The organism is Brasilonema sp. UFV-L1, from assembly GCF_012912105.1.
In the GTDB taxonomy this organism is placed as follows: domain Bacteria; phylum Cyanobacteriota; class Cyanobacteriia; order Cyanobacteriales; family Nostocaceae; genus Brasilonema.
This window is the reverse complement of sequence record NZ_QMEA01000030.1, coordinates 16,992-39,912: the sequence shown is the minus strand read 5'-3', so window position 1 is coordinate 39,912 and position 22,921 is coordinate 16,992. Positions and strand designations below refer to the sequence as shown.

Below are 22,921 nucleotides of genomic sequence, written 5' to 3'. Positions count from 1 at the left end.
AAGATTCCCAAATTCGTGGAAGTTGTTGGGAAGGGTGAATATGGGCGATTTTTAGAAATCAAATAGGATTGCTATAGAAGACGAAAACTATACAAATTCAGCCCGCCTGTACGGGCTATTGAATACAGAAAAATAGGTGGAAAAATGCTTAATATGACACAATTCCACCTGTCCTGCTTGTGTATACGACTAGTTTCAGTTGAATTGAAACTTAACGCTTTTCAGTTCCTTGATTACCACCGCCCTCAACAAACTGATCGCTGCTACCAGATTCTGGTACTGCAGACTCTTTTGCATCGTTTTTGACAGCATTACCAGTTTTGCGGGTTTCTTCTTCAATAGGGGTTTGATAACCACCGGAAGTAGAAGTATTTTGTTCTTCAGATTTTTGATTTTGTACTTGGTCGTTTTCTGGATAAGACATAGGTAAACTCCGCATTTAACACTGCTAACATCTTAGGAAGTGTAGGAATGTGATTTCTTCTCTCTAAGATGTAGTTATGCTTAATCACTCCATCTGTCTTTTGGATGAATTATCACTTTGCAGTGTTGAACAAGAATACAAAATATTAGCTGATCTAAATGCTGTGAACAAGTGTTTGATGATTATTAGATATCCTCTCACACCCTTTGTAAAGATGTTTTTTCAGCAATTTACCCAATATAGAAATACCTTTTTCAATCTCCTCCGGTGTGAGACAATAACTCAACCGCATAGCTGGATAACCTTGCTTGTCTGGGAAAAACGCCGAACCACAAGCAAGTAAGACATTTTGTGATAAAGCTTCGATACGAATGGTCTTAGTCGGAAGATTCTCAGGTAACTGCACCCAAAGAAATAATCCACCATTTGGAACAGTCCACCGTGCTTCTTCGGGAAAGTAACACTCCAAAGCTTGAAGCATAAGATTACGGCTTTGAAGGAGTTCTGCACGCATTTGCTTGAGGTGACGGCGGAGGTGTCCTGATGCTAGGTACTCGCTGACTATTGCTTGGGAAACGGTGGATGTATGGAAATCATAGAGCAATTTCTGCTCAAGAATGTCTTGATAATGTTTGCCTGTCACTACCATATAACCGACCCGTAACCCTGGCATCAAAGTTTTAGAAAAGGTGTTTACATAAGTCACCAAATCTTGTTTGTCAAAAGCTTTGATTGGTGGTGGTACCATTTCAAAACATAGTCCTTCATAAGCATTATCTTCTAAAATCGGACACTCGTATTTTTCTGCTAACCTGAGTAATTCTTGGCGATGTGCTTGAGTTGTCGTTATCCCTGTAGGGTTATGTAAAGTACTGATGGTATAAATTAATTTTGGATGATGGCTTTTGAGATACTGCTCTAATAACTCTAAATTCATCCCTTCTGCAGTCATGGGAATGCCTATAATTTTGGCTTTTAATTTTTCCAGAATGGCGATCGCCCCAAAATATGTAGGACTCTCAACAATCACCCAATCACCTGGTTGTATGTGATATTGTAATATCAATGATAGCCCTTGCTCAGAGCCATTGGTAATAATCAAATTGTCTGCTGATACCTCCATTCCTTGTTGGATTAACATCTGAGCAATCTGTCTGCGCAAAGTCAATTGTCCTTGAGGCAAATCGTATTGAAATAAGGTATCAGGAGTTTGTCTAAGTGCTCGTCTAGCAATTAAATCTATATCTTTTGGCGGATGAGGAAAACCAATACTAAGGTTAATCATTCCTGGCTGAGATTGTGCATGCACTGCAGCCGTACACATATCAAAAAAAGAACTTCCTCCTTGTTTTGGAATTATGACATTTTGTGCGGGGGCAAATGTTGATTTTAGGTTAGCAGAAGGAACAGATGCGCTATTAACAAAATATCCTGCACCTTGACGCGCACACACAACACCATCGGCTTCTAGAACGTTATAAGCTTCAATGATTGTGAGTTTATTAACTTGCAAACTCTCTGCCAAACAGCGGATTGAGGGAAGGCGGTCGCCGCTTTGCAGTGCGCCAGATTTAATGAGACGACTGATGCGATCTCGTATCTGCAAGTATATAGGTTTAGACGATTGCCTCTCTAATAAAATCTTCATACTGGCACACTCATTAATGACTACAAAATCATCAATACTGGCAATATAAACGATTTTTCTTCTGTTGAGCTAGTACAGTTTGTAGAATTTTTAATAGAACAGTTGTCAAGAGGCTTAACTGTACTAGTACAAATCTGCAAAAAGTGTACCTTCTCAGTTATAAATTCTTGAGCGAAGGTAAAAGTAATAGTTCACCCAACAGTTATGAGAAATGAGTGAGTGCGATGAATGACTCAGCATTTGCTACTCATCACTCAAAACTTCTAAACTTGTGTCAGGTCATTGTGCTATGAAAATCTTTAATTTTTCCAAAGAAATATTACCGATAATGAAAAACATTTGGCAAAATGTTGTCACATGGCTGTTTAGCGGTTCTGAACTGCAAGTATGGCAAGAATCAGATCGTTGTGGTCGTACTTTTTCTTGGCACGCCTATGATCCATTAACAGGACGTTCTGCTTGTTTTGGTTCTGAAGAAGAAATGCGAATTTGGATTGAACACTGTTACTACAAGTAAAACTTTGATTCATTGCAAAATGATATTGCAGTAACTTACCACCTACGCCTGAACATCTCAGGCGTAGAAGAGTTGTTACCTAATACCGTTTCCATATGAAGATGCATAGAAATAACTAGAAGAGATCCCCGATGCTTTGGGGAGGTTAGAAGGGGTAAAATTGATAACTGGTAACTGGTAACTGATAGCTGTTAATGGCTAAGGTTTAGTAGCAGAAAGTTTTTTTGTCTCTGCCAACATTAAATTTGACTCATTGACTCCAAACTTATAACCAATGCCGAAATTCAGCGGTTTAATAGTTTTATCAGTAACATATATTTGTCTCAACTCTGGTTGATAGTCATGATTAAACACAGGGATTGGACGAATATAAGAGCCATAAAACTTTAAGTTCCAACGAGAACGATCAAAGAATTTGAGCGGTATACCAGAGTCATCTTGTAGTAGATAAGTAGTTTTCGCCAAAATTAAAGTCCTAATATCAGAAAAATCTTCGCCATACATTAAATAGGATGCTGCTTTCAGATAAGTGACTCTTAAATCTAATTGGCTGATAAATTGACTAAATTCTGGTCGTTGTTTGAGTCCTGAATTAGATGCATCGGTGGAGAAATAATACAGATTACGGGGTTGGGATTCTCCTTTGGGGACGAAAATAATTTTCACTCCTGGAATCATGCCTTTCTGGAATTGCTGGATTTTAGCATCTTTGTCTATCCCAACATCTTGCACATCGAGGATAGAATTTTGAGTACGTGCCATAAAAACATACAAAATTGGAAGCACTCCTTGCTTCTGCAAGTCAACTTTCATTTCCTTAGTAATGAAAAAGCTAAATTGCAGAATATCTTGAAGAGAACTTCTAATTTCCTGTAATTTCAAATCACGCTGGTTTTCAGAAAGAGTCACCAAATCAGGAACATTCATGACTGGTTCTAAACCCATAAATACATATTCTTTAGCTTGAGGAAATAAAGAATAAGTATACAAAAAATCCGGTCCACTAAAGGGATAAAAAACAGGTAGAAAAGCAGTATTAATTTGCTTTAGTTCTTGCTGGGACCATTGTCGAAGTTTTGCTAAATGTTGGGTTTCTAATTTTGACCAAGCATTTTCAAAAAATCTACGATGGTTTTGCCAGTTACTCTTTTTTTGTAAAACAGCTAAGTTGCTGTTACTATCTACTTCCATCCCGGCAAGAAACTTCGCTGTATTTGTCAATTTGTCTGATTTTGCTTGCTCAAACTCTACTTTGGGTTCTGGCGGAGTTTGTGGAGTAGATTTAAGACTTGCTTGTTGTTGGTTATTTGTCTTGGCAATTGTCTGTTTATTATGAGTACTAGTCAAATTACAAGACTGGAGAAAAACTAATACGCTGATACCTAAGGCAAATAGTAACTTATTGCTTTCCATACGTTTAAATAACAGGAGATGAATTGGATAAGAAGTAGTGATTCATTGGAAAATTCGCTTTTTTAAGATGGTGAACCAATCAAGGTATTTTCAACTCATCGACAGTAGGATGCTCGTCTTATTTCTCAGACTTTGGTTTTGGTTGTAAAACTTTATCTTTAACCATCTTTTCCATCAAACGATTGACAAGAATGTTTGCGCCATGCAGGGTAAAATGTACGCCATCACTGGTTCTGACTTGTCCCTTCTTTCCAGACTTATTAGCAACTACCGGAGCGAACTTACCATTAACAGCAAAGATATCCCAACAGTCAACGTACTCGATTTTGGCAGAAGCATCTGCAACTTTCTGGTAAATTTTATTAAAAATTGGAAAGAACTTATTATATCGAGCAAGATTCGATATAGGATGACCAATCCAGTATACTTTTCGCACTGAAGATTTTTCTAATAATTTGGCATACCGTTCGACTCTTTCTTGATAAGCCTTTTCCCATGCTGGTGTCAATTCAGCCCTGTAAATATTTTTGGTATCTAGAATATCTTGGTCATCGTTTCCACCAAAAACGACTATCATTATATCTGGCTTGTATTTATTAATAACTTGAGGAGTTTTTAAATACCAGTTATAGAAATCAATTCTATTTAATCCTGTAGATATTTTATATTCTACTTTAAGAGTATCATATTTGTAGGAAGATTTCTTCATTGCATTTTCAAATTCCACACTTAATGCATATATAATGGAATCTCCAAGAAGCAAGAAACGAGTATAGGGTTTTTCTGGCTTTTTCTGAGATACTTCTAAGGGAGTTTGCTGTGGTTTATAAATTTGAGATAATGTTGGTTGAACTTGAGGAATATCAGACTTTTTCTTGATGGGGTCAAAATCAATTTCTTTAATGCTATTCCAAAATTCTTGTTCATGTTTACGAACACCTTCAATTTTGACTTGTTGTGCTGCTTGTTTCATGCGTGGAATAGCTATTTGACTAGACCCCAAGCTTTTGATGAAGAGCGGAAAATTAGCAACAATTAAAAGTAGACTGACAGAACTAGAAATCAAGAAAAATCTTTTGTCTTTCATAATCCTCACTTAGAAATTGAAGTAAATGAAAGGCGGAACTGTATCGGGACCTAATCTGAGGATGATATACACTAAACAAGCAACAATAACTGTCTGTAAAACAAGATATTGCTTGGACAAAAATTTGCATAAAATCTCAGTCATCTTGTCTCCAGCAAAGTTCATCATAAAGACGATAAAAAAAACGATATATAGTTGCCAGACATGAAATTGGACGAGAGAGACTCCTGAGTTAAAATCAAAGATTCTGTTTATAAATTTCATGGCATTGTCATAATTAGGAGTCTTGAAAAATATCCAAGTGACAGTCAGAAAACTAAAGGTTAATAACCAATCAAAAATAGATGTGAGGATTTTCCAGAGATTTTCTAAGCGAATGACCATCCAATTCTGCGAAGACATTTTTTTTATCTTCTCTGAAAGAAAAGTTTTTCTCTTTCTCTTCTCTGATTGTATTTTTAGCTGAAATTATCTTGCCTAAATCTTTCCAAAGGTGATTAATAATTAAACCCACACCATGAAGACCGCCCCAGATAAGAAAATTTACACCAGCACCATGCCAAAAACCACCGATAACCATTGTTAACATTAAATTTAAATATTTTCTTAACTGACCTTTTCTATTTCCACCTAACGGAATATATAAGTAATCTCTCAACCATTCAGACAAACTAATATGCCATCTGCGCCAAAACTCTTGTACGCTTAGAGAACGATAAGGCATATTAAAGTTTGGAATTGGTTTGAATCCAAGTAAGCTAGAAATAGCATTAGCTAAATCTGAGTAACCACTAAAATCTACATAAATTAAACAGGAATATGCTACTGCAGCAAGAATAAGGTCAAAGCTGGAATACTGCTCTGGTAAACTAAATGGAAGTTGGGTGAAGTTAAATAGAAAACTAGATAGGGTATATTTTTTGAACAAGCCTGAGATGATTAAAATAATGACATATTCAATTTTGTAGTTGTATTTTTCGCGGGAATTTAATTGGACATAAAATTCTTGTGCTCGTGCAATTGGTCCTGAAGCAATTTGAGGGAAATAGGTTACATATACAGCGTAATCTAATAAAGGCGGACAGTCTAGCTGATTTTTATAGCAGTCAACTAAATGGGCAATTATTCTAAAGGTATAAAAGGAAATGCCGACGGGCGCAATAATTTGTAACACTTGGAAATGTGATTGAAGATGAATCAAATGCAAAAACTCAAACAAAGAATCGACGAAAAAATTTTCGTACTTGAAAAAGACTAAATATAATAAATTGATAACTAAGCCAAGAGTGAAAAAGAAATTTTTATGTTGACTTCTGGTGATACTTTGAAGAATGATGTAGTTGATTATGGTATCTATCACCAATAAGCTGAGGAATTTCAAGCTCCAAAATGAATAGAAAACTAAACTAGCTAAAACTAAAAAGTACTTGTAAGCAGTGACTTGCTGTTTCAGGAAGATTCCTATACCGAAAACAAGAAAAAAGAAACCTAAAAATTCATAGGTAGGAAATAACATATTATTTTGTAACGCTAAATGATTAATAGGTTAATGCTGTTGGAGGTGCTCATGAGGAGTAGAGCCAAAGTAATATCTCTTAAACTAATCTTGAAATACCATAATACTTCCCGAATAACAAGCGACCCAAATCTGATGAGTTTTTGAGTCGTAGGTAATTCCAATTGGTTGAGGTTCTGTGTTAACAGTTTGTATGACTTTCATATCACTGGTACGGACTTTGCTCACAGTGTTGGAATAATAATTAACTACATAGAGAAATTCCGCGTCATCTGACAGAGTCATGCTGCGAGGAGCATTTCCCGTAGTGATTTTTTTTAAAACTTTGCCACTTGAAAGGTCAATCTTAGTTACATTTCCTTCACCATTTAAAGAAGCATAGAGATAATTCCTTGCTGAGTCGATATTTAAATGACGCGGGTTATTACCTATATTTTTCAACCATGTCACGGCAAAAGAATCAGGCTTTTGAAGATTAATGACAGCAATATAAGATGAACCCATAATCGCAACATAAGCTTTTTTTGAATGACTATCTATAGCAATTCCACGTGGATAAGGACCTAGTTTAATCCGTTTAATTTCTTTGTTCTTTTTTGTATCTACGACACTTAAATCCCAGCTACACCAGTTGCTAACTAGAACAAAGCGATTATCCGGAGAAACAGCATTGTATTTAGGGACAGATCCTACCAAAATAACTTGTTCTATCTCTAGTGTTTCTGTATTTATGCGATATAAAGTGCTAGGATCATAATTGTCAGTTACGTTGCAACTGTCACTACCTTCTCGATGGAATCCTGAACCATACATACTGTAATTTGATACCCAAGCATATTTCCCATCATCAGAAAAAGCTGCTTCTACAGGAGAACCTTGATGAGTTCCCTGGTACTTTTCATAACCGTAATCTGAGAGCTTAACTTTATCACTAATTGTTTTGACTAAGTTATATTCTCGGTTGTAAACGGTGATGGTGTGGCGATACATCATATTTTGAGCAAAAAATAAACCCTTGCCAGAATGAACCACAGATTTGGGACTAATATCGCCACGGATAGTTTGTATCAGGCTCATCTTGGAAGGAGTGTTTTTGACTCTATCTTTAGTGTTGTTAAAATAGTTCTGATACTCTATAATTTTTTCTTGAGCTTGTTCATAATTGGTACTGTTTATAGGAACCGATTTCATGAGAGCAATTGCTTCAGACCAAGTATGAGCAACAGTGCGCCATTCAACCTTGGATTGAGCAGATTTTCCTAGTTCGACTGCTAACTTGGCTAGCTGATTTGCCTTGTCAAACTCTTTAGACTCAGAAATGACTTCAAGAGCTTTATTGTACTTCAACAGGGTTTTTTCAACTAAAAAGTATGCTCCTATAATTGCCATAGAAATACCTATGGCAAGCCAGAGATTTTTTTTCATATTTTTATGTAAGAATTAGCTAATTAATTAGGGGTTTATCGGTTCTAGTGAAGAGCCGAACGAAAATAACAGCAGTTAACAAGACACCCTTTAGAACTTACGCATCGTATATGTGTAGTACACACAATTTGGGTATCTCAGTTATTGTTCTATATATCTAGTACTCAAAACAGCAAATTTGCAAACAATTCAGCTTTATGCAAAGGTGCTTGAAATGACAATTTTTTTAGTGACTATACAATAGTCACTTACCAGTTTGGCAGTGCAAAATTGAAATAGTTATAGTTGATCACTATAAATTTTTGAAATGAATTTCATGGTTTGGTAACAAAATTGGTGCGAATGAAATCGAACTCGCGAAAAAGCTTTCTCCGATTAATTATGTATCCTCTGGGTTACCCCCCCCCCATCCTTACCATACATGGTGATAAAGATAAATTTGTTCATTACAATCATGCAATCCGACTACATCAGGCCCTTGCTCAAGCTGGTGTACCAAATCAACTTTACACAGTTTCTGGAGCTGCTCATGGTGGTTATAGCAAGCATCAAAAACAAGAAATTTATACCACTATCAAAAGATTTTTGATCAAGCAGGGTATCATTCGCGATGCTTCTTAATCTTGTGATTGTCTGTACTATCGCTCCACTGACCAATGACAAGCGAGATAGAATATTTCATGTTCATGGGTAGCATGTACGTAGGACTTATGATTTAGGATGACTATACGTACTGTTTTATTAGTAAAAGAAAACAGTGCATGATACGCTTTTCATCTATCAAAAGTTAGAAAAAAATGCAACAATGGTGTAGAAAGATTTTTCTTAACCAACTCTCAAAACGACGTTTTGTTGGAAAAATAAATAAACTGACAGTGACATTGACAATTGTGGGTGTCCTGATAGCCACCTTAATAACTAAATCTCAGACAGAACACTTTGCCACATCATCTCCCAAACAAGTGTTCAATTCACCTACGACTCCTCCAGTACTTCCTGTCCAGGTTATTGCCACATCATCTCCCAAACAAGCGTTAAATTCATCTACAACTCCATCTCCAAAACAAGTGTTAAATTCACCTGTGGAGGTACTTCCTGATTGGGCTATTACCAAGTCACTACCCATTCCGTCTCGTCAAGCTAGACAAAAAGATTCAGAAATTGTTTACAATCTCAAAACGCCTCCAAATTTTAAGCAGAGTCAGGAGTTGCAAGCTATTGTGGACGATGTTATTAATCTTACCATTGCTCAAGGTCTTCCTAAAAAAGCTTTATCTATTACTTTGATAGATACCAAAACTGGAGAAACTGCGGGATATCAGCAAGACACACCGAGATATCCCGCCAGCGTAGTCAAGTTGTTTTGGATGGTGGTTTTATATGCCCAAATAGAGAGCGGTATATGGAAAAATGAAAAGGATTTTACTCCTTATGTGGCAAAGATGATTAAGGAGTCTGATAATGAAGCTGCTAGCTTTATTCTTGATAAAGTCACACAGACACACTCTGAACCAGAACTAGAAAGTGAAAAATTTAAAAGTTGGAAAAACAAACGCCAACAAGTTAACCGATTTTTCCAACAAGCAGGTTACAAAGATATTAATATTAGCCAAAAAACATTTCCCATTGACTACCTCAATCTTCCAGAACCCAAAGGTAGTGAATTGCAGATGTTAGGCAATCCAATTTGGAATTGGAATAAAATAACAACCAAACAGGGAGCTAGACTATTGTACGAAACTTGTTACGCTGGTCAGGCTGTTTCTCCACAAGCTAGCAAAAAAATGTGTACTTGGCTAAAAAGGGATTTAAATCCTAAAGTCTGGCAAAAAAAATCTCCAGATTCTGACGGGTTCAACCCTGTACAAACGTTTTTAGGTGAATCTTTGTCTGATACTAATGCCCGATTTTATTCTAAAGCTGGCTGGGTTTCTCGTTCCCGTGCAGAGACTGCAATGATTTCTACAGGAAATAATGGAGTTACTTATATTTTGGCGATTTTTGCTGAAGATTCGGCATACGCTGATGAGACAAAAATTTTTCCACAGATATCTCGTCTTGTCTACAACCGCATGACTTCTCGCCATTCAAACTCAACCCCCAAAGGAGCAATTCACTCATTCACTCATTCACGCATTCAAGAAAGACTCTAGAGATTTGTACAGATAATCTAACTGCTGTCACTGGATAATTCCTAAATGATTTTATCCAAACTCCAAAATCAAAAGAAGAAGTAAAAGAATGTCGTTAAATCAGCAACAAAACTTTAACAAGATCAACCTGCTGACTGCAATCTGTATTGTAGTCGCGAATATGATTGGTACAGGCGTATTTACTAGCTTAGGTTTCCAAGTTGTAAATATCAAATCTGTTTTCGCGCTCTTATTTCTGTGGTTACTAGGAGGCATTTTCGCCTTATGCGGTGCTTTGTCTTATAGTGAACTAGGAGCAGCAATGCCACGCAACGGTGGTGAGTACTATTATTTATCTCGTATTTATCATCCCATAGTCGGATTTTTATCGGGCTGGGTATCGGTGACAGTAGGCTTTGCAGCACCAATTGCTGCTGCTGCAATGGCTTTAGGACAGTATTTAAAAAGTGTGTTTCCCATCCTTCCCTCAATCCCAATAGCTTTATTAGTCGTGGTTGGAGTTTCCTTAATTCACACCCGTAATCTGCAATTTGGTAGCAACTTTCAACTCATTTTTACTGTGCTCAAAGTTATATTAATAGTTGTGCTAATTGTTTGTGGTTTTCTGTTGGCAAAACCGCAACCATTGAGCTTTTTACCTACAACAGCAGATGTCGGAGCGATTTTCAGTGCTCCTTTTGCGATTTCTCTTGTCTATGTCATCTATTCTTATTCAGGTTGGAATGCAGCTATTTATTTAGCCAATGAGGTCGAACAACCAGAAAAAAATTTACCGCGCGCTCTTGTTGTTGGAACTCTGATTGTTACAGGATTATACTTGCTACTCAATTTGATGTTTTTGTATACGACTCCTCTGGAGAAATTAGCAGGACAACTTGAGGTGGGTTACATAGCCGCTAATCAGTTTTTCAGCGTCAATGGGGCAAAGATAATGGGGTTGCTCATTTCTGTAGGACTCATTTCTTCAATAAGTTCAATGGTGTTAGCTGGACCTAGAGTGACCCAAGTTATTGGCGAAGATATCCCGCTATTTAGAGTACTTGCTAAAAAGAATGCTCAGGGTATTCCTAACTATGCAATTTTTCTCCAACTCTTTTTGGTGACCATTTTACTGATTACTTCTAGCTTTGAAGCAGTCATTACTTATTTAGGATTTACCTTAACTTTGTCTTCGTTTCTCACTGTTTTAGGGGTATTCGTTGCTAGAATGAGATATCCTGAAATACCCCGACCTTATCGTACTTGGGGCTATCCCATTACACCCATGATCTTTTTAGCAATCAGTTTGTGGATGTTGGTGTTTATTTTTCGTGATAAACCTGCTGAATCTTTAGCAGGTTTTGTAACTTTGGCTATCGGTATACTCGTCTACTTCTTAGCTCATAGAAATAAAGTGAATTTATCTTAATTATTCATCTTTTTAACGATCAGAAGAAAGATAATTGAGTGTAAGCTTTTGCCAAAAGATTCTCGACCATGACATTTTTTAAAAAAATATTAGTTTCAAGCATTTGTATGAGTGTTATATTTCTGCTTGCAAACTGTTCTGATGGAAATAAAATTAACAAAAAAAATACAGCTGCTGAGTTAGAAAATCAGCAATCAGTATCGCTCAAATCAACTCCTCAAGCTTCACCACAACCAAGCGCGACATTCGATCAAGCCAAATCTGAACAGTTGACAAATACAGCAAAATTCCTTGCTGGTATAAGTGTAGATAGTAATAGTTCTTTATCTCAATTGCAAAATAATAAGAGTTGGCTACTTCATCACCGATTTTTTGAGAATGCTTGGTCAAAATTAGAAACTTCACAATTAACAAAAGTCAGACAATGGTCGCAGCAAGAACTCAAGCAAATTCATTCTCAGTCTGTATTTTATCCCTTCAGCGGACCTGATTTTTTATATGCTTATTCTTTTTTCCCCAAAGGGAAGGAATATGTACTAGTGGGTTTAGAACCAGTGGGTAGTATTCCTGATTTGGCTAGTCTCTCAGAGAACAAGCGCGATTTGAAGTTGCAGGAAGTCAGAGGTTCTCTTTATGCAATTCTGCAATTTAGCTTTTTTCTCACTAATGAAATGAAGGTGGATTTGCAAAAACAAGGAGTTTTACCGATTTTGTATGTATTTTTGGCACGTACTGAAAATCGTATCCTTGACGTGCAACAGATTGGGTTAGACCGAAATGCTAAAATCCAACCATTCCAAAAAGGTATGGTTTCCGGAGTCAAGATGACGTTTCTGCCAAAAGGAGAATCTCAACCCCGTAATCTGTATTATTTCTCAACTGATTTATCAGATGGTGGGCTGAAAAAACGACCAGAGTTTTATAAATTTATCAGTCAATTAGACAAGAAGCTTACTTATCTGAAAGCCGCATCGTATTTAATGTACTACGAGAATTTTTCCGAGATTAAAAAGCTGATTTTGACTCAAAGTCACTGTGTATTACAAGATGATTCTGGTATGCCTTTCAAAGCTTTTGAGAACTCTAAATGGGATTTAAAGTTTTATGGTAATTATACCACTCCTATTGGTTTGTTTGCAAACCGCTATCAATCAGATTTGAGGAAAATTTATTTGAAAAATAAGAGTATTAAGCCCTTGAATTTTGGTGTTGGTTATAAATTTGGAGTTAATGATTCAAATTTAATGTTAGCAGAGGTAAAAACATTTAAGAAACTGCACAAGAGCACAGATGTAGACAGATAAACTTGGATTCATCAGATGTAACCGCTATCATTCAATGCAATTTTAATGTGTGAGAGAGTCATTAAACATCTTAAAATTGAAAGCAGGATGTTGTCCACCAATTGCTTGGTAGACGATTTTTTGGCATATTTTTAAACCATTTTGACTGTTAGTGAAAATGACAATTCCTGTACCTGATTCTTTGGAAGCAACTGTAAAACTCTTAAATGTATTGAGATCGCCCCAATGCCAAAAGAAACGATCATCCTTTATTCTTTCTAATCCCCAACCTAAGCCCCAAGCTAGAAACTGATTAATTTGAATCTGCGATCGCAACATTTCATTTAAACTAGCTTCTGTTAGTCTAGAACTATCAGTGTTACCTGGCTTCATCATGACACTGAGAAATTGGGCATAATCAGTGGCAGTCGTCCGTAAACTTCCAGCTGCATTTGCTCGCTTCGGTTTACTTATAGGTGTGGGTTTCCCCTGGCGGTTGTGTCCGTGACTCGCGGTTGTTTGGTAAGCTGGTTGCCAGATGAAGCTACTGCTGTTCATTCCCAAGGGCTCTAAAATCTGCTGGTGTAAATACTCGTTCAGAGGTTGTTGTGTAATCTCTTCTACGACTTTCTGTAAGTAGAGATAGCCTTCTCCTGAATAACTAAATCTTTTACCTGGGGGATACTCAATCTTGAGAGGGTTTTCACCACTCCAATTTGGAAAACCTGTGGTGTGAGATAGTGCCATGCGGGCAGTGATGAGTTTAATTCTTGGATCGGAAATATAAGGTTTTGCTGTATATTCTGTCAGTGGAGTATCTAAATCGAGTTTCCCCTGTTCCACCATTTTCAACACCGCATAAGCAAATAAAGGCTTACTTAAAGAAGCCGCTGCAAATACAGTATCATTGGTCACAGGTTGTTTCGTATCTCTATTCTTCAGCCCAAAGCCGCGACTCCAAAACAGTTTTCCATCTCGAATAATTGCTAACTCTAAACCAGGAATTAATGCAGCTTGCATCCACACAGGAACTTGCGTTTCTAAATTGGCAATGATTTTGTCTGTCGCCAAAAGGGAACGGTTACGGTGTAAACTAATCAAACTCAAAGTTGAAAGACCGATTAAAGCCTTCGTACCATAATTGAGTAATTGCCTGCGGGATAAAATTTTGGACATATTAGACCAAAAATATGGAATTAACAGCTATTTTCAAATAAATCGACCACAATTACTCGTAGAAGAACGGTATTACCGTATCTCAGATAAAGATTGTGGTTCAACCAACTCAAAACTGCTGTAAATTGATTGGGTGTTTGATGAGTTTGTTCCTCAAGACAAGATGAAGCGTCACCACCCAACATATAGATAAACCGTTCGCATAGATAAATTTCAAGTGCCTAGTTCATCATCCCCTAGTATTATTCTTTCTGTTGAGTGCTGTGGCTACCTTCGTTTTTGGTGTGGTGGCGTGGTTGTTTAAGCTAAAGCGAAACCCAACACAACTAAAGGAAATTAAGTGGGGGTATGGCACTACGCCCATAATTAAAGATCTGGGCGTAGGTACATAAAGCTAGGACACTAACCTACGACTTGCTGCAATTTCTCCCAGGTTTTAGGACCAGCAATTCCATCGATAGATAGTCCATAATATTTTTGAAAGAGCTTAACAGCCGTTTCTGTATTGTATCCAAAATCTCCGTCAACTTTTAGAGGAGGAGGATTTCCGAAGTTTTGTTTGCGATCAGCTCGATTCAGTAAGTCTTGCAAATGCTTGACTGATTCATCTTTGCTACCTTTTTGCAGTTGAGGACGAGTTTGAGTAGACATGATTCTCCTTTGTTGAGGTTGCTTTGAAGGAGAAAGTCATTGCCTTCCCCTTTTCAAACCTTATAGTTGTCAGCAAAATCAACTTATGCAGTTCTCATGCAAAACTCGGCTTATTATCCTGATTCTGGGTTCCAAAACTCGAATAGCTGAGATTCACCAGTGCTAGCGTTTCTCCAATTTAGCAACTCGTCCTTCTAGTGCGTTGACTTGTTGCTTGAGTTCTACCACCAAAGTTGCTAGTCTATCAAACATCTTTTCTCGTTCTTGCGGTGATACAGTTCTTCCAGAACGTGTAGACGGTGTAGTTGTGACACCGCGAGGCGATCGCCCTGTTTGACCTAACTGCGACTCAATCCGATTAACCCGCGACTCTAAACGATTAAAGTTCGCTTCTAAGTTGTAGAAGCGAGATTCTATTTGCCCAGACGAGGCGGTGTTTGAAAAGACTCCGCTCCAAAGTATAATTACCAAAAACAGGGCTAAAGCTATCAGCCCAATACGTTTCATCACTTTGCTCCAATTTATGATATTGGACTGATAGCACGTTAACATGGCATAAAAAATTACCCAGATTAACGCACCTAGCAAACTCTACCGTCAGTTTGATTGCAATTGAGAAAATAACTTTTCCCAATCAATAGAACTAGCAGTCTTTTCTCCCTCTTTCACCTCAAACGTGACGTTAGATGCTTTCGTTTGTTGTAGCGCTTCTACACAGAGCTTAGCGACATCCTCGCGACTGATTTTTCCTCTGATATTGTCACCTTGTTCAAAAATAAATTCCTTGCCTCCTACTTCCTCAGTAAGAGCACATGGTCTAATAATTGTGTAAGAAATTCCACTTTCTCTTAAACTATCCTCTCCTTTTAACTTCCATGTTAAAATTCCTCCTAACTGGTCATTTAATTTGACTGCTGGTGGTTCTTCATCTAAGTTAATTCCAGGACGACCAGGACGAGTCACACCAGCTGAACTGACTAAGACAAACTGTGGTAAATTTGCCCCACCATAAGCTTTCATTGATTCGACTTGTAAGGCAAAACCACCTGGAGAAAATTTAGGATTTAATTCGCCGTCATATTCAAATTTGCTCAACATGAGTTGAAATGAGCAAATTTTGCTTGCATCAATTGGCGGGGAATCTTTTAGAGTTTTGGCACGAAAGACTGCAATCATCTCAGCAAAGGGAATGCGAACATTCATCCAGGTATTCGCCTCTGTGTTAAAAGAATAGCTATAGGCAACACCATCCCATTGTGTTTCTGTACGCAGAAGGAATTTATAACGCTTACCATCACCTCTTAAGAGCAATTCTACACCTTCGTAACCTGATAGATTGAAGGGAGGCGCGAAATTTTTCGTTCTTACAGAAGCAAAGCCTCCAGAGTTTTCAGTTGAGACATTACCAGCAAATAAAGCTGTCTCTTCTACGAGTTGGATATTACTTTGACTGACGCCACCCATCACAACATCATCCACTGCACCCCAAGTATTCTTTAATTCAGTTGATGGTTTTGTAAAATCAAATAATAATTTTTCTCCAGCTTTATGCAAATATTTTTTAGTCGATTCTACCAAGTTTTTCACACCTTGGTATTCTACATTTTCCGGGATGTCACCAACAATTTCTGGTTGATAAAATTTGATGCCTTGATAGTATTTAGCGCGTTCTGGATTATCTCCTTCTACTGGTTGCACGCGTACTGCTGTGCAGCATATCACAGCTTGAGTATTAGCCAAAATTAGGGGAGTTAAAGTTTCTGACTTGGTAATATCCGCGACAACTAATTCAACTTCATCACTCAGCATTGACCGTGCTTTATCGATGTCTCGCACGAGCGCACGAACTTTATAACCTTTTTCCAGCAGTTGCTTAACCACCCGCTTACCAACTCCACCTGTCGCGCCTGCTACTAATATGACACCCACTTGTTTTGCTCCATCAGGTATATTTTTGCTACTATTAGGACGACCTTGAATCAAATCCTGTACCCAGTTCAGAAAAGGGATGACCTCAAAATAAGTGAGGGTTTGGATGAATCTGCCTAAATCCCATCGAGAGCGGTTATTGTTAGTCACGATTCATGTCTCACGCTTGTTCTGTTGCAAAATTATTATGACGATAATTTTTCATCAGTTCAACATCATATAGACTGATTTTTTTACCTCATTTATGTATATGGCAGTCCTAAATCATTTGTAAGATTTTTCCCTCTATTTCTTCTTGGCGTCCTTGGCGTCTATGTCCTGCGGACACGCTTCGCTAAGGCGGTTGAATAATTCTCACAAATCATCTGGTAGGGCTACCTACGCCAAAAAGAGTTAATAATTAATGATACAGCAATCCCAGATAGGTCGTGAACAAAAAATTATGATAACGAACCGCAAAGTGCGCGAAGTACACAAAGGAAGAAAAGGGAGAAGATGTTCACAAACAATTTAGGTTTGCTGTATCAATATTGATATTATGAAATTATTGGGAGCATACACAAAAAATAGCAATGACAAAAGTGACACGCCATAATTCTGTATTTGCAGCTAGAAGTCTTGACCGACATACCACCGCGCTTGTGATTCGCTTTGCCACTACAAACACATATTTATGAGGGTAGCAAATTATGCTCCAGTTTCAACCCCCTGGCTTTGGACAAAAAGTCGTTCATACCTCTTTAGGGTTTATGGTTTACTATACTCAAACCACTACACCCTGGTTGATTGCTGAGAGAGAAAATTTACCCCCCCTAGTCTTTCTCCATAACTTTGGTGGTGGGGCTTGCGCTTATGAATGGTCTAAAGTTTATCCTGCTTTTGCAGCTACGCACGAGATCATAGCCCCAGACTTAATTGGTTGGGGTGAATCTGCACATCCTGTGCGGGATTATCAAATAAACGATTATTTGACGACTATTACAGAGTTTATCAGACATACTTGTCGTCCACCTGTAACGGTGATGGCATCTTCATTAACCGCTGCTTTGATGATTCGCCTCGCCATTGCTCACCCTTTTTTATTTCAAGCACTGTTTTTGGTTTGTCCTTCTGGATTTGATGATTTTGGCCAAGGTGTAGGGCGCAGACTTCCACTTGAACTCATCAACACACCATTATTGGACGATTTTATTTATACTCTTGGCGCTAAAAATGAGTTGGCGGTACGCAACTTTTTGCAAAGTTTTTTATTTGCTAAACCAGAACGAGTTTCTGAGGAAATGGTAAAAGCTTTCTTAACCTCTGCACAACAGCCTAATGCGAAATTTGCAGCTTTGGCATTTTTACAGGGTAATCTTTACTTTGACTTGAGTTTGTATATTCAACAATTGACCATTCCTACAGTGATACTGTGGGGAGAAAAAGCACAATTTACTGGTGTTAAACTGGGACAGCGTTTGATAAAGTTAAATAGCAATTCAATTCGTGATTTTTATGCAATTCCAGATGCAGGAGTGTTACCTCATTTGGAAAGACCAGAGGTTGTCATTGGTTTCTTGCAAAAATATCTATAACACTCTTCTTTGAGGCATGGAAATCAAGGCATTCGGTGAAGTGTATAAGGAAGCTACCATCATAACGGTTTGTTAAAAAACTTTGTAGAGAAATTCGTGCTCTTAAAAAATAGAATTTTATTATGGAATAAAATCGAATATGCAAGAAGAAAAACCAACTATATATGAAGAAATTTTACTCAAACCAGGCTCTTTGTGGAAACGTGTCAAAGAACAAACTGAATATGCTCTGCGATGTGGAGCGCTGTTAACAATACCAACAGAGTTTGAGTTCATAGAACAAGGTGATGTTCGCTTCTTAGTGCGAGTTTTATCTAACCTTGCTCGTAAAGACGCTGTTAAGCAAAAACAACAGACAAAAACTTCTTCTAATCAAGAGTTCAATCCTTTTCTTCCTTACGAGGAAGATTTGTTTGTTGCAGATATTTCTCACACCCACGTATGTATCTTAAATAAATTTAATGTTACTGACCATCACCTGCTGATCATTACTCGTGCGTTTGAGGAACAGGAAACTCTACTGACTGTGCAAGATTTTGCAGCAATGTGGGCGTGTCTAGCGGAGGTTGATGGTTTAGTATTTTACAACGGTGGCAAAACTGCGGGTGCGAGTCAGCGCCACAAGCATTTGCAACTGGTTCCACTTCCACTCATACCCGATGGGTTGCAGGTACCGATTGAACCTCTGTTGGCGTCTGCTCAATTTCAAGACTGTGTTGGCACTATACCGCAGTTTCCTTTTGTACACGCCTTTACAAAGCTAGATCCCGATGGGTTTGAATCTCCACTGAAAGCTGCTGAAGTCACACTGGAGTGCTATCGCACTCTGCTAGACGCCGTCGGCTTAGGAAACAGTGAGTCAGCGAGTGGAAGGCAATCTGGTCCTTACAATCTTTTGGCGACAAGGGAATGGATGTTGATTGTAATGCGATCGCAAGAATCTTTCGAGTCCATTGCCGTAAACTCATTAGGATTTGCAGGTTCGCTTTTCGTGCGAAACGAGCAACAAATGCAGATTCTCAAAGACCTTGGACCTATGACATTATTACAGAAAGTCGCCATAGGAATAAAATAGGGCAGATTCTGTGGTATTAAAGCTTCTGGTTAGCCTTAGGAACTTGTTTAGTTAATTGTTATTTCACTCTTGGAAGTATAATCTGTGCCACCCACCATCAAAACTGCGATCGCCAGATTAAGAAGTTGGCAAAAATCTTTGATCTGCGCGTGTAACTGGTGGATATCGTGCTTTAGTTTGAAAAAAGGAAGATGATTATTACTGCTTTTGGAGCGGTACTCATGATGAATATGATACTTTATTAAATTAACCAAAATATACGTACCTTGCTGAAAAATATAGCAGTATTCGCCACAACATACAATCGATAATCGGTCAACTCGAAGCAGAAAAATTACCCGGAGATAAAATCCAAGGGCAAACTATACTGTTTTTAAGTTTTTAAATTCCAGTTTCGTAATAGCAATATTCAAAAGGTAAAAGTGGCGGATATCGTCTATATCATTTTTTGATTTTTTCATCAATTAACCATTTACTATTTGAATTAAGAACTAATGTAATTCTCGATGGATCATCTATTTTCCGACCATCTTTCATGAAATAGCTTAAAGATGCATCTACGATAGCCGTATTATTATTTTTTTCGATGACATTTATAGAATCAATCGTTACTGAGTTAACCTGATTCCACCATTCTTCATAGTTGTTGTAATTATTATCTGGTTTTACATTCTGAAACCTACTACTCAAATATCCCCAAGCCACTGAGTACTGTCGCTGGTTGACAAGTTGATAATAATCTTGAATAGCCTTATCTGGTTCGGCTATTGATGTAGCTTTCGCATTTGGGCATTCTCCTTTCGTTGCACAATCCAGACTTTCGGTGACAGCATAACCTATGACCGCACCACCTACTATCTTTACAACCTCCTCACCACCTTTGCATGAAGAGAGAGTAGGAACTAAGATGGTAACGACAAGGAATAATATTGAAGAGGAGAGTTTTCTTGCAATACTCATAATTATATCAATATTAAAAGTGCATTTTTGGATACATGAGAATTTTAGCAATTTAATTATTTATACGCATAAAGTTTATTAATTCTTTAAAAGTTAACAGATGCCCTAATTACTTCAATTATACTAAAAACGGCTAAAAACTGTCATTCTGAGCGAAGCGAAGAATCTCCGAGATACTTTACTGCACTGCGTTACGTTCAGCATGACATAAGTTCAAATTTTACCCACGAGCAGTATATACGGAACAAATGTACCATTAAGAGCATTTGATTTAATTACGAGCGTTTACACAATAATGGTGCATCTCATCAGCAGTTGCCGTCGGCAACTGCTTTCTCTACCTTGTTAAGAATTATCATTATTACTCCGGTGTAGATGTCTTAAATTTTTTGATTAATTTATTCTTTGGAAGTCCCTAATACCGAAGGGCGCGATCGCTCTTTTTAGATCTAGTGCGATCGCCTTATTCAAATAATTCTCGATGGACATAGGCAAACCTTGAGCGATGTCTGACGACAAGCCGCTCCGCGTCTACGTCCCCACTGGCAAGTCTCGCATACATTGCCTGATTCCGAATTGCCTGCATCTGTGCTTGAAATTAACTTTTTCGTCGATGATCAGCTGCTTGCGTTAACAAAGACTCAGCAAATGCGATCGCCTCCTGCGCCGACTTCCCACCAGCTAACTGTGCTAGTTCTTCTCGACGCTTGTTTAAATTATCCAAGGTTGTGACTCGCACAACTGTACGTTGTTCGGGATATCCATTGTTTGCTTTATGACTTTGAGCAGTCGTGATAACTTGCTTATCAACCCGGAAATGTCGGTCTGCCATCGCTGCAACCAAAGGCTGGTGTGTAACACATAATACCTGATGACTTTGACCTAATTGATGTAATTTTTCTGCAATTGCTTGCGCGACACGTCCGGAAACCCCGACGTCAATTTCGTCAAATATCAGCGTCGTACTTTCATCAGCTTGAGAAAAACAAGCTTTCAGCGCTAATAAAAAGCGGCTCATTTCACCCCCAGAAGCAATTTCTGTTAGAGGTTGGAGTGGTTCTCCTGGATTCGGACTAAACAAAAAGGTAATTTTATCTGCTCCCGCTGCTGTTGGGGAAGTTGGTACAATCTCTACTTGAAACTTGACTTTTTCCATTGCCAAAGGTTTCAGTTCTCTGATCAGTTCTGCTTCTAAAGCAGTAGCGGTGGCGCGTCGCAGACGAGTTAACTCCTGACAAACTTGAGTTAGCTTGTCCAAACATTCTTTTTCTTGTTGTTCGAGACTTTCAATTAATTGGTCGCTATCATTCAGTTCTGCTAGTTCTCCTTGAATGCGCTGGTAATAAGTGATGACTTCTGTCAGTGTCGGACCATACTTACGACAAATTGGCTTTAATTCCTGAATACGCTCTTCTACTTCCTCTAAGCGTTGCGGATCAGCTTCCAAATTTTCCCCATAGGCATTAATTTGTCGTGCGACTTCTGCTAATGTTGCTTGAGCATCTCTGACCATATCCAACAGCGGTTGCAGTTGGGTATCATATTCTACCATGTCGCTTAATGTCGTTTCACTGTCTCCTAGTAAGTCTGCTGCCGCTGGAGTTTCAGCATGATTTTGGTACAAAGCTTGGTATACTTTGTAACTCATCTGTTGAAGCTCGACGACATGATTGAGGCGTTCTCGTTCTTGTAAAAGTTTTTCTAATTCATCAGGTTCGCCGAGATTTGCGGCTTTGAGTTCCTGCACTTGATATGTGAGTAAGTCGAGTTGTTGCAGGCGATCGCGTTCTGATCTTCGACGTTTTTCTAATAAAAGTCGTGCTTTTTGATACTCTCCAAATGCAAAAGCGACAAGCTGTCGCTGCTGCATCCGGGAGTCGCCACCGTAGATATCTAACCAATCGCGGACTTGAGCAGATTGTCCCACTTGTACAGTTTGTCCTTGAGCGGTGATTTCTACCAAGCGTTCCCGCAGTCCTGACATCACCTGTCGATTAACCAACACTCCATTAACGCGCGATCGACTACGAATCTGACTTGTCGTAACTGCAATTTCTCGGCTAATAATTATAGAATTATCTTCGATTAAATCTATTTCTTGTTCGCTCAAAGTCGCGGTTAATTCCGAGTTAGAGCTAAACGTCGCTTCCACCATAGCCCGAGTTGTCCCAGTGCGAATGACACGACTGGAGACTTTTCCACCCAATACAGCATCAATCGCATCTAAGATAATTGACTTTCCCGCGCCGGTTTCCCCTGTCAAAACATTGAGCCCAGCACCAAATTCCAGTTCTAATTGGTCAATAAGGGCAAAGTTTTCTATTCGCAATAGAGACAACATTCAGTTCAATTCTCCGTGAGGATAGACGCCGGATTCTTTTTAGTTGTGAGACACTAGAAATGAACTTTAAACAAATAGTAATAGCTCATACTATAGGATGAGTACGACTTTTTGAAGTGTACCAAATTTAGTTTAGTTCGACTTGAATGTAAATTGTGCTGCTTCTTGCTGCGCTGCCTGCCTTCGCTGCGCTAACAAATTCATGCATCATCGAAGTTTACCAGCCTTTGGAAGCCTCGGGTGGTGACTTCTCTCAAAATTCAAAGTATGCCCCACGTGCATGCTGCGCTCACAAAAAGAGGATTCAGAGCAAGCACTTTACAGTATAGAATCTCCGTCTC

At 38.3% G+C, this 22,921-nt stretch carries 19 protein-coding genes; 7 read left to right on the top strand and 12 right to left on the bottom strand.

Annotated features, from left to right (window positions below):
* Positions 1-211: 211 nt before the first annotated feature.
* Positions 212-424 (bottom strand): hypothetical protein, encoded by a 213-nt coding sequence (locus DP117_RS11635; RefSeq protein WP_169218464.1) that lies wholly within the window; start codon positions 422-424, stop codon positions 212-214.
* A gap of 154 nt (positions 425-578) precedes the next feature.
* Positions 579-2,072, bottom strand: coding sequence for a PLP-dependent aminotransferase family protein (locus DP117_RS11630; RefSeq protein ID WP_169218463.1), 1,494 nt, complete (start codon positions 2,070-2,072; stop codon positions 579-581).
* A 328-nt stretch (positions 2,073-2,400) separates the two neighbouring features.
* Here DP117_RS11630 and DP117_RS11625 point away from each other — a divergent pair, with 328 nt between their 5' ends.
* Positions 2,401-2,589, top strand: a complete 189-nt coding sequence (locus tag DP117_RS11625; RefSeq protein ID WP_248277627.1) for a hypothetical protein — start codon at positions 2,401-2,403, stop codon at positions 2,587-2,589.
* Positions 2,590-2,787: 198 nt separating this feature from the next.
* Here DP117_RS11625 and DP117_RS11620 read toward each other — a convergent pair whose 3' ends face one another.
* The 4 genes from DP117_RS11620 to DP117_RS11605 all read right to left on the bottom strand — a co-directional run bounded on the left by DP117_RS11620 (position 2,788) and on the right by DP117_RS11605 (position 8,030).
* Complete coding sequence (locus DP117_RS11620; protein ID WP_169218461.1) at positions 2,788-4,002, bottom strand: hypothetical protein; 1,215 nt, start codon at positions 4,000-4,002, stop codon at positions 2,788-2,790.
* Between the two features lie 118 nt (positions 4,003-4,120).
* On the bottom strand, positions 4,121-5,089 hold the full coding sequence (locus DP117_RS11615; RefSeq protein ID WP_169218460.1) for a DUF459 domain-containing protein: 969 nt from the start codon (positions 5,087-5,089) through the stop codon (positions 4,121-4,123).
* Positions 5,090-5,423: 334 nt separating this feature from the next.
* Positions 5,424-6,605, bottom strand: coding sequence for an MBOAT family O-acyltransferase (locus DP117_RS11610; RefSeq protein WP_169218459.1), 1,182 nt, complete (start codon positions 6,603-6,605; stop codon positions 5,424-5,426).
* A gap of 84 nt (positions 6,606-6,689) precedes the next feature.
* Complete coding sequence (locus DP117_RS11605) at positions 6,690-8,030, bottom strand: YncE family protein (protein ID WP_169218458.1); 1,341 nt, start codon at positions 8,028-8,030, stop codon at positions 6,690-6,692.
* Positions 8,031-8,372: 342 nt separating this feature from the next.
* On the opposite strand from DP117_RS11605, the gene DP117_RS11600 reads away from it, so the two are divergent.
* The 4 genes from DP117_RS11600 to DP117_RS11585 all read left to right on the top strand — a co-directional run bounded on the left by DP117_RS11600 (position 8,373) and on the right by DP117_RS11585 (position 12,895).
* Positions 8,373-8,651 (top strand): prolyl oligopeptidase family serine peptidase, encoded by a 279-nt coding sequence (locus DP117_RS11600; protein ID WP_169218457.1) that lies wholly within the window; start codon positions 8,373-8,375, stop codon positions 8,649-8,651.
* 176 nt (positions 8,652-8,827) lie between these two features.
* Positions 8,828-10,183 carry a serine hydrolase gene (locus DP117_RS11595; protein WP_169218456.1) on the top strand — a complete coding sequence of 452 codons (1,356 nt, stop codon included), beginning with the start codon at positions 8,828-8,830 and terminating at the stop codon, positions 10,181-10,183.
* Between the two features lie 88 nt (positions 10,184-10,271).
* A complete protein-coding gene (locus DP117_RS11590; RefSeq protein WP_169218455.1) occupies positions 10,272-11,591 on the top strand; it encodes an amino acid permease in 1,320 nt (439 codons plus the stop codon).
* Positions 11,592-11,698: 107 nt separating this feature from the next.
* Positions 11,699-12,895, top strand: a complete 1,197-nt coding sequence (locus DP117_RS11585) for a hypothetical protein (protein WP_248277626.1) — start codon at positions 11,699-11,701, stop codon at positions 12,893-12,895.
* Positions 12,896-12,937: 42 nt separating this feature from the next.
* Here the strand turns inward: DP117_RS11585 and DP117_RS11580 are convergent, their stop codons facing one another.
* From DP117_RS11580 to DP117_RS11565, 4 genes are all read right to left on the bottom strand, one after another.
* A complete protein-coding gene (locus tag DP117_RS11580) occupies positions 12,938-14,050 on the bottom strand; it encodes a serine hydrolase domain-containing protein (RefSeq protein WP_169218453.1) in 1,113 nt (370 codons plus the stop codon).
* 402 nt (positions 14,051-14,452) lie between these two features.
* Positions 14,453-14,701: a peptidoglycan-binding domain-containing protein gene (locus tag DP117_RS11575; protein WP_169218452.1), complete on the bottom strand. Its 249-nt coding sequence runs from the start codon at positions 14,699-14,701 to the stop codon at positions 14,453-14,455.
* Between the two features lie 162 nt (positions 14,702-14,863).
* Entirely contained in the window at positions 14,864-15,208 is a 345-nt protein-coding gene (locus tag DP117_RS11570) for a hypothetical protein (RefSeq protein WP_169218451.1), read from the bottom strand.
* A 90-nt stretch (positions 15,209-15,298) separates the two neighbouring features.
* The gene (locus DP117_RS11565; RefSeq protein ID WP_169218450.1) at positions 15,299-16,780 is read right to left on the bottom strand and encodes a CIA30 family protein; all 1,482 of its coding nucleotides are present in this window, start codon (positions 16,778-16,780) and stop codon (positions 15,299-15,301) included.
* Positions 16,781-17,319: 539 nt separating this feature from the next.
* Between DP117_RS11565 and DP117_RS11560 the strand changes: the two genes are divergently transcribed.
* A complete protein-coding gene (locus DP117_RS11560) occupies positions 17,320-18,204 on the top strand; it encodes an alpha/beta hydrolase (RefSeq protein WP_169218449.1) in 885 nt (294 codons plus the stop codon).
* A 139-nt stretch (positions 18,205-18,343) separates the two neighbouring features.
* Positions 18,344-19,279, top strand: a complete 936-nt coding sequence (locus DP117_RS11555) for a DUF4922 domain-containing protein (RefSeq protein ID WP_169218448.1) — start codon at positions 18,344-18,346, stop codon at positions 19,277-19,279.
* 441 nt (positions 19,280-19,720) lie between these two features.
* Here DP117_RS11555 and DP117_RS11550 read toward each other — a convergent pair whose 3' ends face one another.
* Complete coding sequence (locus DP117_RS11550) at positions 19,721-20,239, bottom strand: hypothetical protein (RefSeq protein WP_169218447.1); 519 nt, start codon at positions 20,237-20,239, stop codon at positions 19,721-19,723.
* 598 nt (positions 20,240-20,837) lie between these two features.
* The gene (gene recN / locus DP117_RS11545; protein WP_169218446.1) at positions 20,838-22,580 is read right to left on the bottom strand and encodes a DNA repair protein RecN; all 1,743 of its coding nucleotides are present in this window, start codon (positions 22,578-22,580) and stop codon (positions 20,838-20,840) included.
* Positions 22,581-22,921: the final 341 nt, after the last annotated feature.

Bases quoted from the DNA above. Each gene is read 5' to 3' on its own strand.
- DP117_RS11635 (WP_169218464.1), bottom strand. From the start codon at position 424: ATGTCTTATCCAGAAAACGACCAAGTACAAAATCAAAAATCTGAAGAA.
- DP117_RS11630 (WP_169218463.1), bottom strand. From the start codon at position 2,072: ATGAAGATTTTATTAGAGAGGCAATCGTCTAAACCTATATACTTGCAG.
- DP117_RS11625 (WP_248277627.1), top strand. From the start codon at position 2,401: ATGAAAAACATTTGGCAAAATGTTGTCACATGGCTGTTTAGCGGTTCT.
- DP117_RS11620 (WP_169218461.1), bottom strand. From the start codon at position 4,002: ATGGAAAGCAATAAGTTACTATTTGCCTTAGGTATCAGCGTATTAGTT.
- DP117_RS11615 (WP_169218460.1), bottom strand. From the start codon at position 5,089: ATGAAAGACAAAAGATTTTTCTTGATTTCTAGTTCTGTCAGTCTACTT.
- DP117_RS11610 (WP_169218459.1), bottom strand. From the start codon at position 6,605: ATGTTATTTCCTACCTATGAATTTTTAGGTTTCTTTTTTCTTGTTTTC.
- DP117_RS11605 (WP_169218458.1), bottom strand. From the start codon at position 8,030: ATGAAAAAAAATCTCTGGCTTGCCATAGGTATTTCTATGGCAATTATA.
- DP117_RS11600 (WP_169218457.1), top strand. From the start codon at position 8,373: ATGAAATCGAACTCGCGAAAAAGCTTTCTCCGATTAATTATGTATCCT.
- DP117_RS11595 (WP_169218456.1), top strand. From the start codon at position 8,828: ATGCAACAATGGTGTAGAAAGATTTTTCTTAACCAACTCTCAAAACGA.
- DP117_RS11590 (WP_169218455.1), top strand. From the start codon at position 10,272: ATGTCGTTAAATCAGCAACAAAACTTTAACAAGATCAACCTGCTGACT.
- DP117_RS11585 (WP_248277626.1), top strand. From the start codon at position 11,699: ATGAGTGTTATATTTCTGCTTGCAAACTGTTCTGATGGAAATAAAATT.
- DP117_RS11580 (WP_169218453.1), bottom strand. From the start codon at position 14,050: ATGTCCAAAATTTTATCCCGCAGGCAATTACTCAATTATGGTACGAAG.
- DP117_RS11575 (WP_169218452.1), bottom strand. From the start codon at position 14,701: ATGTCTACTCAAACTCGTCCTCAACTGCAAAAAGGTAGCAAAGATGAA.
- DP117_RS11570 (WP_169218451.1), bottom strand. From the start codon at position 15,208: ATGAAACGTATTGGGCTGATAGCTTTAGCCCTGTTTTTGGTAATTATA.
- DP117_RS11560 (WP_169218449.1), top strand. From the start codon at position 17,320: ATGCTCCAGTTTCAACCCCCTGGCTTTGGACAAAAAGTCGTTCATACC.
- DP117_RS11555 (WP_169218448.1), top strand. From the start codon at position 18,344: ATGCAAGAAGAAAAACCAACTATATATGAAGAAATTTTACTCAAACCA.
- DP117_RS11550 (WP_169218447.1), bottom strand. From the start codon at position 20,239: ATGAGTATTGCAAGAAAACTCTCCTCTTCAATATTATTCCTTGTCGTT.
- recN (WP_169218446.1), bottom strand. From the start codon at position 22,580: ATGTTGTCTCTATTGCGAATAGAAAACTTTGCCCTTATTGACCAATTA.